The following is a 13701-nucleotide window of genomic DNA, read 5'->3' as shown; positions in this document are numbered from 1 at the left end:
GACTATTCCGGTACGGATGGGGGAGAGCGGTGGGATTGTCGCCTTCGCAATCAGCGCGCACATTATCAGCCAGAGCGCGGGGCAACGGATCAAGCTAAGTTACTGGGTGACGGTGGGGACCCAAACAACGTCGTCAAGTGTTCAAGAACTTACGATATTAGGGCAACTTCAGATTGCGCAAGCCCCCATGGTGCTGAGTGGGGTTTCTATTAAAGTACCTTCCTGGCCAAGAACAGGCTTGGATTCCATCGGTAATACAGCTACTCGCACCGCTACCGGTGGTTTTGGGACGCTCACCTACACGTCACGCAACTCGCGTGTTGCATCAGTCACCCCCTATGGATTGGTAACGGGCAATGGTTGGGGGGATACCGTTATTGATGTAAGAGACCAGGCCGGTAACGTGGTGTCGTACACCGTTAGCGTCAGCAATATATACAGTTTAGTGATCAACGATACGCTGACAAATCTCCCCACGGCCATGCAGTGGATAACAACCCCTCCCAGGACACGACAAGTCTCCGGCACGGTCTCAGACTTGCAACGTGTCTATGCAGTGTGGCCACGGATCAATCGTCACTATTGGCTAGACAATTACGATGCCGGCCGGGGCAGTTTTTACAATGGGGATAACGGCACCATAATGGTTGCGGGTGTTAATCAACTCTCTGGCGCCTGGGCCCTGACCCGACTCTACGGATAATTGATTGAGTCTCGCGTCGTGCCATAACACAGCGGATGAATCCCACACTCATCCGCTGCGTTTTTTTTTAACCGGGCGATGGCATATAGTCAGTCTCTCTCCACTCCGCTCGAAGCCCTGCCATGAAACTTGCCCCCGACGACCTCGACCAGATCACCTGCACCACGCTCGGCCACTACAACCAGGTGGCCGAGGACTTCCGTGAAGGCACCCGCGATCACGATGTGAGCCAGAACATCGACGCCTTGCTGCGGCATGTCCAAGGTGCAGCACCGTTTACCGTGCTGGATTTCGGCTGCGGGCCGGGGCGGGATTTGCAGACCTTTACGCGCCTGGGGCACATCGCCGTAGGGCTCGATGGCTCTGAACGGTTTGCGCAGATGGCGCGCGAAGACAGTGGCTGCGAGGTGTTGCAGCAGGACTTCCTCAAGCTGGACCTGCCCGCCGAGCGCTTTGACGGTGTGTTTGCTAATGCGGTGTTGTTTCATATTCCCAAGCAGGAATTGCCGCGCATTCTCAAGCAGCTGCACAGTGCGTTGAAGCCTGGAGGTGTGTTGTTCAGTTCCAACCCACGCGGTGAAAACCAGGAAGGCTGGAACGGTCCACGGTATGGGTCATATCACGATCTGGAGGCGTGGCAGGCGTTGCTCACGGCAGCCGGGTTTGTGGAGTTGGAGCATTATTACCGGCCAGCTGGACTGCCTCGAGAGCAGCAGCCTTGGTTGGCGAGCGTGTGGCGCAAGTTATAGATTTTTATTGCCTGGGCTGTCGACTTCGCGAGCAAGCCCGCTCCCACATTTTGAAATGCATTCCCTTGTGGGAGCTGGCTTGCCTGCGATGGCGGTTTAACCGGCAGCGTTAATCCACCTGATACACCACCGGTTGTTCACCCACCAGCAGCGCCGTCACACTGCGTCCGGCATACCCTTCTTTTTCCTCTGCGGAAAAATTCGCCACCAACCGGGTACCATCTGCAAACGTGGTCTCCTGCACCTGCTTATCTGCCGTCAGCCAACGAAAATGGGTCATAGCCTGAGTTGCCAGGCGTTGATGCAACGGCCGGAAAAACCGGTCCTGATGCTGTATCAACGGTATCCGCTGCTTAAGGGTGGCAGCACTGAGGTGATACAGCGGCGGCACGTTGTACAGCAGTTGCGTCAACTCATTCTCAGCCTGCACATTGCCGAGCTTGAGGCTATCGAACAGCCAATGGTGAGTGGTAATCACCGAGCCGTGGAACACCGCCTGATACAGCGGTAGACGCATCGTCGGCTCGAAATACACCGTGCGGAACGGCTCATTCAACGGCACCATTTTGAAGAACACCGTGGGTTGCTCAGGCGGGTACCAGTTACCGACGTAATAGGGCGACAGCTTGTCCTTGGTCATCTCCCGATCCCCCCAACCAATCACCGGCGTCTGCATGCCGTGGGCGAACAGAACGCCCTGGGCGGTGATGGCGTTGCCATCCTCAGAACCGGCGGGCAGCTTGAGCGCCGTATTCAGCCAGCGGGACGCGTCGATATTGCCTTGGGCGTTTTGCGCCTGGGTCATTTCGGCACCGTCACGGTAGCTGTCAAAGAGCATGCTGGTGGCGTAGGCGTCGAGGAACCAGGCGTTGAAACCGGCCTTGGCTTGCACTGCCTTCACCCGCGCTTCCATCAGTGGCCGTACGCAACGCGGGTCGGTGTAATGACCGGATTGCTGGAAGCCGGTCTTGAGCTTGCCGTCCTTCAACACGATGGCACAGTCGCGGTAAGCCTTGCTGCCCAGGTGGGCGGTGGTCCAGTCCGGGTTTTCGGTGGTGGATAACGCGGTTTCATAGGAGTCATACGGCGCCATCAGGTAACCCGCCTTAACACCCGACTGAATCGCTTCGGGGTGCCAGAGTCCGCCTTCCCAGCCTTCGCCCAACGTCAGCAGAAGGCGCTTGAGCCCAGCATCTTGTAGCGCTTTGACGGTCTTGGCCGACAGCGTGCTACCCCAGGTCTCGGGGCTGTCGCTCAAGGCGCCGGCAAACGCTGTGGCCAGTTCACGGCGAAGTACGCCATAACCGTCGGCAAGCTTGAGCATGTCCGGCTCGTCGGTGGCCTGCCAGGTTTGCCGGGCCTTTTTATTGATCGCCGCGTTGAGGCCACGCAGCAGCACGGTCTTTTGATAGCCATCCAACGTGCCGGTTTGAGTCAGCACCTGCGTGGCCTCTTTGTCCAGCAAGCCCTTGAGTTCGTGGCCGTGCAGCAATTTCACCAGCAGCGGCCAGTCGCGCACATCCTGCGGCCCTAACAGGTCATTGCCCCACAGGTAGACATGGCTGGCACCCAGTAGCTTTTCAGCCTCGGGAGTCTGGCGCAGCTTGTCCGCCAGCGGTTCATAACGCCCCTGCGCCACCAGCCACTCGCGATAGCGCTTGGCCCCGGCCAGCGGATCGGCATCACCCAGGTGCAGGCGCAGGGTCATCGGTGCGGTGGGCTCAAGACGGGTGAACTCATGCGCCACTGAAAGCGCCAGCCCGCCACCGTCTGCTTGCCATTGCAGATGGTTGTTATAGGGATTGGTGAGCAGCCAGTTAAGCGTGAAGTGCCCATGATCCACGCCCCATAACGGCAGGCTGAGGTCCTGGGTGGAATTGACCTCGCCCTGTTCCAGCAAAAACGCCTTCCATACAGGGTTATCAGCGGGAACGTAATGCCCTTCGGCCAAGGGCCAGATCAAGCCTTTGCCTATGGCCTCGGCGGGTTGGCGCAAAAGGGCTAACTCACCCGGCTCGCGTGCACTGATGGTCAGGGCAAGGTCGCGCTGCTCAAGGCGGGCGGTCAGGTGATAGCTGCCGTTGTCCCATTGCCAAGTAGCCTGTTCGGCATTGGCCTGCATCTCTGCGACGGCGTGCGCGGCCACACCGCTGGAGGCTTGCACCGAGGCTTCGCCTGAGGGCGTAACGCGCAGCGCTAACGTGGCGGGGTCGAGTTCGACACGCCACTGCGCATTTTCCAGCACGGTGGCGGCAAAGAGTTGAGGAGACAGCAACAGGCTAAAAACCAGGACTAAACGGCGCATGACGCAGGCCTTCCAAACAAGATCAGGCCCGGAGGGTAAAACACTTAACGCCAGGCGACTGTAGGGAAAGTGTTTCCAAGAGCCTTCCTACACCCTCGCAGGAAGGCCCCGATGGTCAGGCCTGATGTTTTTTCGGCTCGCGAATCTTGTACCAAGCCACGTAAAGCGCGGGCAAAAACAGCAGCGTCAGCAAGGTGGCGATGATGATCCCGCCAATCATCGCGTAGGCCATCGGCCCCCAGAACACTTCACGCGCAATCGGGATCATGCCCAGACTCGCCGCCGCAGCGGTCAGCAGAATCGGCCGGCGCCGGTGCTCAGTGGCTTCCACCACCGCATCCCACGGTGCGTAGCCGTCGCGCTCGTAGGCATCGATCTGCGTCACCAGGATCACCGAGTTGCGGATGATGATACCGATCAGCGCCAAGATGCCGAGGATCGCCACAAAGCCCATGGGCGTGCCCGTAGGGATCAGCGCCAGCACCACGCCGATCAGCCCAAGCGGCGCCACACTCGCCACCAGGAACATCTTCTGCACGCTGTGCAGTTGGATCATCAGGAAGGTGGCCATCAAGAACAGCATCAGCGGCACCACTTTGGCGATAGGGCCTTGGGCCTTGCCGCTTTCTTCCACAGTACCGCCGGTGGCGACCGTGTAACCCACCGGCAACCCGGCGCTGAATTTCTCGATCGTCGGCGCCAGCTGTTTGACCAGGTCGGTCGGCTGCATCTCATCGCGCACCGAAGCCTTGATGGTGATGGTCGGCTTGCGGTCGCGGCGCCATACCAACGGTTGTTCAAGCTCATAGCGCACGGTGGCAAAGGCCAGCAGTGGAATCGAGGCGCCGTTGGGCGTGACGATCTGCAGGTTCTGCAAGGTTTCCGGCGTGCCGCGTTCGGCATCTTCGGCGCGGCCGACGACGTTGATCAAGTAGATATCGTCGTGCACCTGAGTCACCGAGGCGCCGCTGACCACGCTGTTCATCAACTGCGCCACGTCTTGCGACGACAGCCCGAGTTGCCGCGCCTTGTCCTGAGCGATGTCCACACGCAACACTTTGCCCGGTTCGTTCCAGTCGTAAATAATCTCGCCCAAATGGGTGTTCTGATCCAGCAAGGTCGCCAGTTCGATGGCGTGTTTGCGCACCTGGTCAATGTCTTTACCAGAGACCCGATACTGAATCGGCCGCCCTACCGGTGGGCCCATTTCCAGCGGCTGCACATAGCTGGAGATGCCAACAAAGTCATCACGCAGGCGCTTTTGCAGGCGCGCAATCAAGGCACCGCGCTCCTCAAGGCCTTTGCTGACGATGACCAGTTGCGCGTAGTAGGGGTTTTCCAACTGCTGGTCGAGGGGCAGGTAGAAACGAATCGCGCCCTGGCCGATGTAGGTGCTCCAACGCGCAATGTCCGGGTCGTCCTTGATGATCGCTTCGAGGCGGTCGACAGCCTTACGGGTCTCGTTGATCGAGGCGTTTTGCGGCAGGTTCAGGTCAACGAGAATTTCCGGGCGGTCCGACGAGGGGAAAAACTGGTTCTGCACAAACTGCATGGAAAACACCGAGGCCACAAACAGCGCCACGGTGATGCCGATGGCCCACCAGCGGTTGCGCATCGCCCACAGCATGCCGCCATTGAACGCGCGGCCGATGCGCCCTGGCTCGGCGTTATGCGGTTTCACATTGGCACTGAGGATATGCACCCCAATCACCGGTGCAAACAGCACCGCCACCACCCACGACACCAGCATCGCCACGGCAATCACCGCGAACAGGGTGAAGGTGTATTCGCCCGCCGAACTGGCATTGAGGCCGATTGGCACGAAACCGGCCACCGTCACCAACGTGCCGGTGAGCATCGGGAAGGCGGTCGAGGTGTAGGCATACGTCGCCGCCTGCTCCTTGGTTTCGCCTTTTTCCAGGCGCGTGATCATCATCTCCACGGTAATCATCGCATCGTCCACCAACAGGCCGAGGGCGATGATCAGGGCGCCCAGCGACACCCGCTGCATGGTGATGCCGCTGTACTCCATGAACACGAACACCAGCGCCAGCACCAACGGGATCGAACACGCCACCACCAACCCGGCACGCATACCGAGGCTGATAAAGCTCACCACCAAAACGATGATGACCGCTTCAAACAATGCGCTGGTAAAGCCGCCGACAGCCTCTTCGACCACTTCCGCCTGGTCGGACACTTTGTGCACGCCGACGCCCACCGGCAGGTCGGCGGTCAGCTCATCCATGCGCGTGTGCAGGGCCTTGCCGAACGACTGGATATTGCCGCCCTTCTGCATGGCGATGGCCAAACCGATCGCCGGCTGGCCATTAAAACGGAACAGCGGCCGCGCCGGGTCAACATAGCCACGGCTGATGTCGGCGATATCCGCCAAACGGTAGAAACGGTCATTGAGCCGCAGGTTGACGTCCGCCAAGTCCTTCTCCGAGGCGAACTGGCCCGAGGTGCGCACCGAGATCCGCTCCGGCCCGGCCTCGATGACCCCGGCGGGGGTCACCGCGTTCTGTGATTGCAGGCTTTGCACGACCTGGCGCTGATCAATCCCCAGTGCCGCGAGTTTGCGCGTGGAGAAATTCAGGTAAATCACTTCGTCCTGCTGGCCGATCATCTCGACCTTGCCCAACCCCGGCACCGAACGGATCTCGGCACGCACCTGTTCCACGTAGTCGCGCAACTGGCGCATCGACAAGCCATCGCCGGTGAAGGCGTACACCGAACCGAACACGTCACCGAACTCATCGTTGAACGACGGCCCCTGCAAACCCTGAGGGAACGTGCCGCGAATATCGTCGATCTTCTTGCGCACCTGGTACCAGATCTCCGGGATGGCCTTGGCGCTGGTGGTGTCCTTGAGGAACACGAATACCGTGGACTCGCCCGGCCGCGTGTAGCTTTTCACGTAGTCGAGGGCGTCAAGTTCTTCGAGTTTTTTCTCGATGCGGTCGGTGACTTGCTTGAGGGTTTCTTCCTGGGTCGCGCCGGGCCAGCGGGTCTGGATCACCATGGTTTTGATGGTGAACGAAGGGTCTTCTTCGCGACCGAGGTTCATGTAGGAGAACACGCCCATCAGCAACGCGACGAACATCAGGTACCAGACGAAGGACTGATGCTTAAGGGCCCAGTCAGATAAGTTGAAGCTCCCTTTCATCGCGGGCTGCCCTCGTCGATTTTGACTTTTTGCCCGGGTTTCAGGCTGTTCACGCCGGAGGTGACGATGCGTTCACCGGGTTTGACGCCGCCGTTGAGCAACGCACTGTCGGCGTCGCGGCTGACCACCGTGACGTCACGCGGCTGCACGGTCTGGCTTTGCGTGTCGAGCAGCCAGATGCGGGTTTTGCCGTCGACATCCTGCAAGGCGCTGATGGGCAGTTCGATACGGGGCGCAATGGCGCTGCTCAAGGTCACACTGATGGCAGTGCCGAGGCGAAACGCGGGCGGCGTCTCGGCCAGTGTCAGACGGGCGCGGCGGGTACGCGTAGCGCTTTGGGCCTGGGGCTCGATCTCGCGCACCACGGCAGTCGTGTTGACGTTCGGGTCGAGTTGCCCGGCGACCAGAAACACCACATCGGTTGGCAGTCGCTGGGCGAGGCCAGCCGGCAAGTCGATTACCGCTTCCTTGATATCCGGGCGCGCCAGCGTCACTACCTGCTGGCCGGCGCTGACCACCTGGCCAGCCTCGGCATTCCAGGCAGTGACGATACCGGCGTGGTCGGTGCGCAGTTCGGCGTAGTTGAGCTGATCCTTGGCCTGGTTGACCGAAGCTTTGGCCTGATCAAGGGTGGCCTGGGTGGTTTTAAGGTCGGTCTGGGCCACGTCCAGTTGGGCCTGGGCGCCGACGCCACGGCTGAACAACGCCTGTTGGCGGCGGGCGTTGGCCTGGGCATTGATAAATTGCGCCTGCACACGGGCGAGGTCGCCTTGGGCGGCGCGCAACTGGTTCTGCTGGTCGGTGGGGTCGAGAACGGCGAGCAAGGCGCCCTTCTCCACCTCGGCACCGACGTCCACGGCGCGACGGGCAATACGGCCGGGCACGCGGAAACCCAGATTGCTTTCATAACGGGCCTGGATCGTACCGGCGAAGCGGCCGAGGTTTTCCTGGTCTTCGGCTTTCACTTCCATCGATAACACCGGACGCACGGGTTCGGGCGGCGGTTCTTCCTTGGAGCAAGCGACCAGCAACAGGCTGGCGGCGAGCAAGGCCGTCAAGCGCTTCATGGCTGGGTTCCTTGCTGCGCGATCTCGACCAGCATGCCGGGGTGCAGCAATTGCCCACCGGCCACCACGACTTTTTCGCCGCCTTTGAGGCCGTCGCCAATAATTACTTTACCGGTGAGGTAACGCGCCACGCTGACCTTGTGCAATTGCGCCTTGCCATCACCGTCGATCAGCCACACCGCGGGTTCGTTGAGGTCTTTGGTCAGCGCAGACCACGGCAGCTCGATACTGGCTTTGGCGGGCCCCTTCGCGGTGGCGCTCACCACCGACCCAAGCTGCATGCCTTTGGGCAGGTCCTGCAGGGCGATTTTGACTTGCACCGTGCCGGTATTCGCAGCCACCGCCGGCGTGACTTCACGGACTTTACCCACCGCCTTGACGCTTGGGTTACCCAAGAGGCTGACGGTAATAGTCGCGTCGGGCGGGGGCTCCACCAGCAGGGATTCATACACGTCGAATACCGCATCGCGCTCACCGTCGCGGGCCAGGCTGAAAATCGGCACGGTGGCCTGCACCACCTGGCCGACCTCGGCCTGACGTGCGGTAATCACGCCGGGGGCATCGGCGATCAATGAGCTATAGCCGAGTTGTTCACGGGCGTTAGCCAATTGTGCTTGCGCGGCGGCCAGGGCGCTTTGGCTGCTGCGCAGTGCGGCTTGGGCAGCGTCGTATTCGCTTTGGCTGGTGTAGCCCTTGGGCAGGAGTTTTTCCTGACGCACAAAGGCGGCGGCGGTTTGTTTGACCCGCGCCTGTTCGGCCACGACCTGGGCCTGGGCGGAATCGACGTTGGTCTGCAAATCTTTGGGATCAAGCTTGGCCAGCACTTGCTTGGCCGTCACGCGGTCGCCCACGTCGACCATACGTTGGATAATCTTGCCGCCCACGCGAAAGGACAAGTCAGTTTGTACGCGAGCCTGGATATCACCGGTCAGCGTGACCGCCGCGGCAAAATCTGCCGACTGTACGCTCTGCACAAATACCCGTGAATGTGCCTTGGGTTGAGTCTTTTCCTGACCACAGCCGCTCAGAAGCGCCAACAGGCCAAGGCTGAGTACAATTCTCGAAGTGCGACCGCCCATGCAGGCTCCTTTTGCGTGACGCGATGTGCCAGTTTGTATGCGACTGTGAGCTTAGATCAGGGTTCCTTATCTGCATGGAGGCTCCCATACTCCAATGGTTCCCACATCGACTGAATACCCATGCTGAAAACCCTCGCGGTGGCCAACTACCGCTCGATCAATAAATTGGTGGTGCCGCTGGACCGGCTGAACCTGGTCACCGGCCCCAATGGCAGTGGCAAGTCCAACTTGTACCGTGCCTTGCGCCTGCTGGCCGAAACCGCTCAAGGCGGAGTGATCAATGCACTGGCCCGTGAAGGCGGGCTGGATTCGACGTTCTGGGCCGGGCCGGAGACCATCAGCCGGCGCATGCGCAACGGCGAGGTGCCGGTAGAACCCATCGTTCGCCAAGGCGTCAAACGCCTACGCCTGGGCTTTGCCGGGGAAGATTTCAGCTATGCCATTTCCCTGGGCTTGCCGGAAAAGACCCTGTCGTATTTTTCCCTAGACCCGGAAGTGAAAAAGGAATGTATCTGGGCCGGCCACATTTACCGCCCCGCCAGCCTGTTGGTACAGCGCTCGGGACCGATGGTGCGCGCCCGCGAAGGCCGTGCCTGGGATGTGCTGGCGCAACACACACCCAACTATCACAGCCTGTTCGACCAAGTCGGTAGCCTGCGCGGCTCGCCGGAGGTGTTGCTGCTGCGCGAAAGCATTCGCGGCTGGCGTTTTTATGACCACTTTCGCAGTGATGCGGATGCGCCGGTGCGCCAGCCACAATTGGGTACGCGCACGCCGGTGTTGCATCACGATGGACGCGATTTGGCGGCGGCGCTGCAGACCATTCGCGAGATTGGCGACCCAGAGGCCTTGCAGCGCGCAGTAAGCGATGCATTCCCGGGTGCGCGGCTGAACATCGAGCCATTGCAGGGCGGGCGTTTTGCCATTGAATTTTATCAGGAAGGCTTGCTGCGGCCGCTGTCGGCCGCGGAGTTGTCGGACGGCACCTTGCGTTATCTGCTGCTGGTCGCGGCGCTGCTGACGCCACGGCCGCCCACGATGATGGTGCTGAACGAGCCGGAAACCAGTCTGCACCCGGATTTGCTGCCGGCACTGGCGCGCTTGATTATCCAGGCGTCACAGCAGTGCCAGGTGTGGGTGGTGTCGCATGCCAGTCGGTTGATTGCGGCGCTGCAGCAGGATCAAGGGTGTAATTCGATTGTGCTGGAAAAGGTGCTGGGCGAGACGCGGATTGTGGGGCAAGGGATTTTGGATGCGCCGGCGTGGCATTGGCCGCAATAGGTGCAGTGACTGCACTGGCCTCTTCGCGAGCAAGCCCGCTCCCACATTTGGAATGCATTCCTCTGTGGGAGCGGGCTTGCCGCAATAGCTATATCAGCCCTGCCACTTACCACCTTCAACAATCACACTCTCAGGCTTGGTGTCATCGCTCAGTTCTTTACGCACATATTGGTCGTATAGCTTGAGCAAAAACTTCTCCTCACCCAACTTCGCTAACTCGGTATTCACCCACTCACGCAGTTCGACGTTGCCCTTCTTCACCGCTGGCGCAATCGGCGCTTCATCACCGAGTTTCTCTTCCAGTACGCGGTAGCCCGGGTTCTGCTTGGCCCAGCTGAACAGCACCAGGTTGTCCTGTGCATACGCGTCACCACGACCGGCCGACAACGCTTGCAGTGACTCGGAGTTTTTCTCGAACTTGAGCAGTTTCCAGTCCGGGTGGTTCTTGGTCAGCCAGATATCGGCAGTGGTGCCAGTGGTGACAATAGTGGTGCGGGTGGCCAGTTCATCCAGGCTTTTCACCGAACTGTCCTGCGGCACCAGCGCCTGTACCGCGACTTTCAGGTTGGGGTTAGTGAAGTCCACCGCTTCCTTGCGCTCCGGCGTCACGGTCATGTTGGCGAGGATCAGGTCGACCTTGTCGCTTTGCAGGAAGGGAATACGGCTGGCGGGCTCGACGGCGACGAACTCGACCTTGTTTTCATCGCCCAGCAGGTCCTTGGCGAATTGGCGGCCGATGTCGGTATCGAAGCCGACGTAGCGACCGGCTTCGTTCACAAAGCCGAACGGCGGCTTGTCGGTGAATACGCCGACGATCAGCTTGTCGCGTGCCTTGATCTTGTCGATGTAGCTCGCGGCGCCAGCCGCAGGTTTTGCAGGCTCTTCGGCGTTTTTATCGCAGCCAGCCAGTAAAGCGACGGCAAACAGTGGCAGCAGTAACTTTTTCATATCATCTCCAGTTCCTTGGTCTTTTTGGGCAGTGTTGAAACAAAGGAGAATTTCTCCAGGAACTGCTGCGCGCGTGCGGTTTGCGGGTTCGTAAAGAATTCTTCGGGGGTGTTTTGTTCGAGGATGCGACCGGCCTCCATAAACACCACGCGGTCGGCGACGGCGCGGGCGAAGGCCATTTCGTGGGTGACGATCAGCAGGGTCATGCCATCGCGGGCCAGCCCCTGGATCACCTCCAGCACCTCCTTGACCATCTCCGGGTCGAGGGCGGCGGTAACTTCGTCAAACAGCATGACCTGGGGGTTCATGCACAACGAGCGGACGATGGCGATACGTTGTTGCTGGCCACCGGAAAGCTGACGCGGATAGGCATCGCGCTTGTCGGCCAGGCCCACGCGCTCCAGCAGTTTCTCTGCCTGCTCGCGGGCTTCGCGCGGGTCGCGCTTTTGCACTTTCAGCGGGCCAAGCAGGATGTTGTCGAGCACGCTCATGTGCGGGAACAAATGGTAGCTCTGGAACACCATGCCTACGTCCTGGCGCACTTGGCGCCAGTCCGTGCGTGTGTCCAATAGCTCCTTGCCGGCAAAGCGCAGGCTGCCGCTGTGCGCCACTTCAAGGCCGTTAAGGCAGCGCAACAAAGTGCTTTTACCGCAGCCGCTGGGACCGAGGATCACCACCACTTCGCCGCTTTGTACCCTCAAGTGGATGCCTTTGAGTACCTGCTGCTCACCGAAGCATTTGTTGAAACCCTGGAACTCGATCAATGCGCTCATGCGTGGGCCCAGCGCCGTTCCAGCACCTTGGAGGCGGCCGACAACGGGTAGCAAATAAAGAAGAAAAACAAGAACAGCGCGCCGTAGATCAGTACCGACTCATAGGTGCGCTCGATGATTTGCTGACCCACCTTGATCACATCCACCACACCGATCAGCACGGCCAGGGAACTGGTCTTGATGATCCGCGTGTAGACGTTGATGGTCGGCGGCGTCATGCGTTTGAGGGCTTGAGGCAACAGGACATAGCCATACAGCTGCGGGTCGGACAACCCAATCGACAAGCCGGCCTCACGCTGGCCACGCGGCAGCGAATGCAACGCGCCGCGTACCACCTCGCCGACCTCGCTGGCGCCCCATAGCGACAGCACCAGCACCGCGCACCAGAAGCTCGGGATGCTCAGGCCGAAGAAAATCGGCAGGCCGAAAAACAACAGGTACAACCACACCAGCACCGGAATCGCCCGGAACAGTTCCAGGTAAACCCGCAGTACGCGGTTGATCAACGGGTTATTCAGCGTGCGTAACACGCCGTACAGCACGCCACCGACAGTGCTGAAAACGATGCTCAAAAAAGAAATCGACAGGGTTTGCGCAGCGCCCTTGCCCAATTGCGGCAACGACACCCACAACAGCTCAAGACCCGAACTGGCCATGCTGGAGCCTCCTTTCCAGGCGGCTGAGCAGCAGCGACAGCGGCAAGAACAACAGCACGCAAATCAGCGTCAGCACGGCGAGCATTTCGTAGGTCTTGTAGTAGAGCGCGATGTAACTCTTGGTGGTGTAGAGAATCTCCGGCACCGCCACGGCAGACACCACGGTGGTCTCCTTGAGCAGGAAGATGAAATTGGCGAACAGCGCCGGCAGGCTGAGAATGCCGGCCTGGGGCAGGATCACATGGCGTAGCAATTGCCAGTCGGACAGGCCGATGGATTTGCCCGACTCGATCTGCGCCAGCGGCACGGCTTCCACACCGGCGCGCAGCACTTCGGTGAGGTAGGCGCCGCCGAGGAAGGTCATGGTGATGATGGCCGCCCAAAACCCGGAGATATTCAACCCCAGGGCGGGCAAGGCGAAGTACACGAAAAACAGTTGGATGAGCAGCGGCGTGTTACGCGCTAACTCCACATACAGCGCCACCAGGCGTGACAGGTAGGGCGTGCGAAGCACCAGCAGCGTGGCGTTGATAACCGCCACCAGCAAAGAGGTGGCAATCGCGATCACGCCCACTTGCAGCGTCACCCCCACGGCGTTGAGAAACGCTGGCAAGGTGCTGAGGATAAAAGCGAAATCGAAAGTCATTGTGAGTCCATGACGCCGCAAGGGTAATGCAGCAAGCGCAGTCCGTTCCGGCGTGGGTAACGTCGGGTAGCGCGAACTTTAAAGGTATAAAAAGCAAAATTTAAATACCTAAATAGCATATTGATATCACCCAAAAAGATAACCGCCGGATTCGCGGGTTTGGCCGGTGGCGACTATGGTCTTCGGGTCGCAGGACAGCTGTTTTTTTCGAGGGAATGAGCAATGAACGAAGCGAAACCGATGGATCCGCAGGAGCTGGTGAAGTGGTTGGTGGCGTTGCGCAGGGCGATCAATAGCCGCGTGCTCTGAAACGCTGAAGGTCCAA

11 protein-coding genes and 1 pseudogene are annotated in these 13701 nt (G+C 60.0%); 3 read left to right on the top strand and 9 right to left on the bottom strand.

All coding sequences use genetic code 11. The features are described from left to right. A pseudogene (locus tag FW764_RS27855) lies at window positions 1–703 on the top strand (hypothetical protein); the annotation flags it as partial. 122 nt (window positions 704–825) lie between these two features. Beyond that, a complete protein-coding gene (locus FW764_RS27850) occupies window positions 826–1452 on the top strand; it encodes a class I SAM-dependent methyltransferase (protein WP_446436696.1) in 627 nt (208 codons plus the stop codon). A gap of 109 nt (window positions 1453–1561) precedes the next feature. Here the strand turns inward: FW764_RS27850 and FW764_RS27845 are convergent, their stop codons facing one another. The 4 genes from FW764_RS27845 to FW764_RS27830 all read right to left on the bottom strand — a co-directional run bounded on the left by FW764_RS27845 (window position 1562) and on the right by FW764_RS27830 (window position 9072). Beyond that, window positions 1562–3757 (bottom strand): glycoside hydrolase, encoded by a 2196-nt coding sequence (locus FW764_RS27845; protein ID WP_446436695.1) that lies wholly within the window; start codon window positions 3755–3757, stop codon window positions 1562–1564. Window positions 3758–3872: 115 nt separating this feature from the next. Next, complete coding sequence (locus FW764_RS27840; RefSeq protein ID WP_446436694.1) at window positions 3873–6926, bottom strand: efflux RND transporter permease subunit; 3054 nt, start codon at window positions 6924–6926, stop codon at window positions 3873–3875. Further along, window positions 6923–7993, bottom strand: a complete 1071-nt coding sequence (locus FW764_RS27835; RefSeq protein ID WP_446436693.1) for an efflux RND transporter periplasmic adaptor subunit — start codon at window positions 7991–7993, stop codon at window positions 6923–6925. Before FW764_RS27835 ends, FW764_RS27840 begins: the two co-directional genes overlap by 4 nt. Further along, window positions 7990–9072 (bottom strand): efflux RND transporter periplasmic adaptor subunit, encoded by a 1083-nt coding sequence (locus FW764_RS27830; protein ID WP_446436692.1) that lies wholly within the window; start codon window positions 9070–9072, stop codon window positions 7990–7992. The genes FW764_RS27835 and FW764_RS27830 overlap by 4 nt, the downstream gene beginning before the upstream one ends. A 120-nt stretch (window positions 9073–9192) precedes the next feature. Here FW764_RS27830 and FW764_RS27825 point away from each other — a divergent pair, with 120 nt between their 5' ends. Further along, window positions 9193–10353: an AAA family ATPase gene (locus FW764_RS27825; RefSeq protein ID WP_446436691.1), complete on the top strand. Its 1161-nt coding sequence runs from the start codon at window positions 9193–9195 to the stop codon at window positions 10351–10353. A 93-nt stretch (window positions 10354–10446) separates the two neighbouring features. On the opposite strand, the gene FW764_RS27820 is transcribed toward FW764_RS27825, so the two are convergent. From FW764_RS27820 to FW764_RS27800, 5 genes are all read right to left on the bottom strand, one after another. Beyond that, window positions 10447–11301 carry a transporter substrate-binding domain-containing protein gene (locus FW764_RS27820; RefSeq protein WP_446436690.1) on the bottom strand — a complete coding sequence of 285 codons (855 nt, stop codon included), beginning with the start codon at window positions 11299–11301 and terminating at the stop codon, window positions 10447–10449. After that, a complete protein-coding gene (locus FW764_RS27815; RefSeq protein ID WP_446436689.1) occupies window positions 11298–12074 on the bottom strand; it encodes an amino acid ABC transporter ATP-binding protein in 777 nt (258 codons plus the stop codon). Before FW764_RS27815 ends, FW764_RS27820 begins: the two co-directional genes overlap by 4 nt. Beyond that, entirely contained in the window at window positions 12071–12730 is a 660-nt protein-coding gene (locus FW764_RS27810; protein ID WP_446436688.1) for an amino acid ABC transporter permease, read from the bottom strand. The genes FW764_RS27815 and FW764_RS27810 overlap by 4 nt, the downstream gene beginning before the upstream one ends. After that, window positions 12711–13376: an amino acid ABC transporter permease gene (locus FW764_RS27805; RefSeq protein WP_446436687.1), complete on the bottom strand. Its 666-nt coding sequence runs from the start codon at window positions 13374–13376 to the stop codon at window positions 12711–12713. The genes FW764_RS27810 and FW764_RS27805 overlap by 20 nt, the downstream gene beginning before the upstream one ends. A gap of 126 nt (window positions 13377–13502) precedes the next feature. Continuing rightward, window positions 13503–13701: hypothetical protein (locus tag FW764_RS27800; RefSeq protein ID WP_446436686.1), on the bottom strand; the 199-nt coding region annotated here is incomplete at its 5' end.

It is taken from the genome of Pseudomonas sp. 1152_12 (assembly GCF_052850675.1).
The sequence above is the reverse complement of the archived record's forward strand: the minus strand, read 5'-3'. Positions and strand labels throughout refer to the sequence as shown.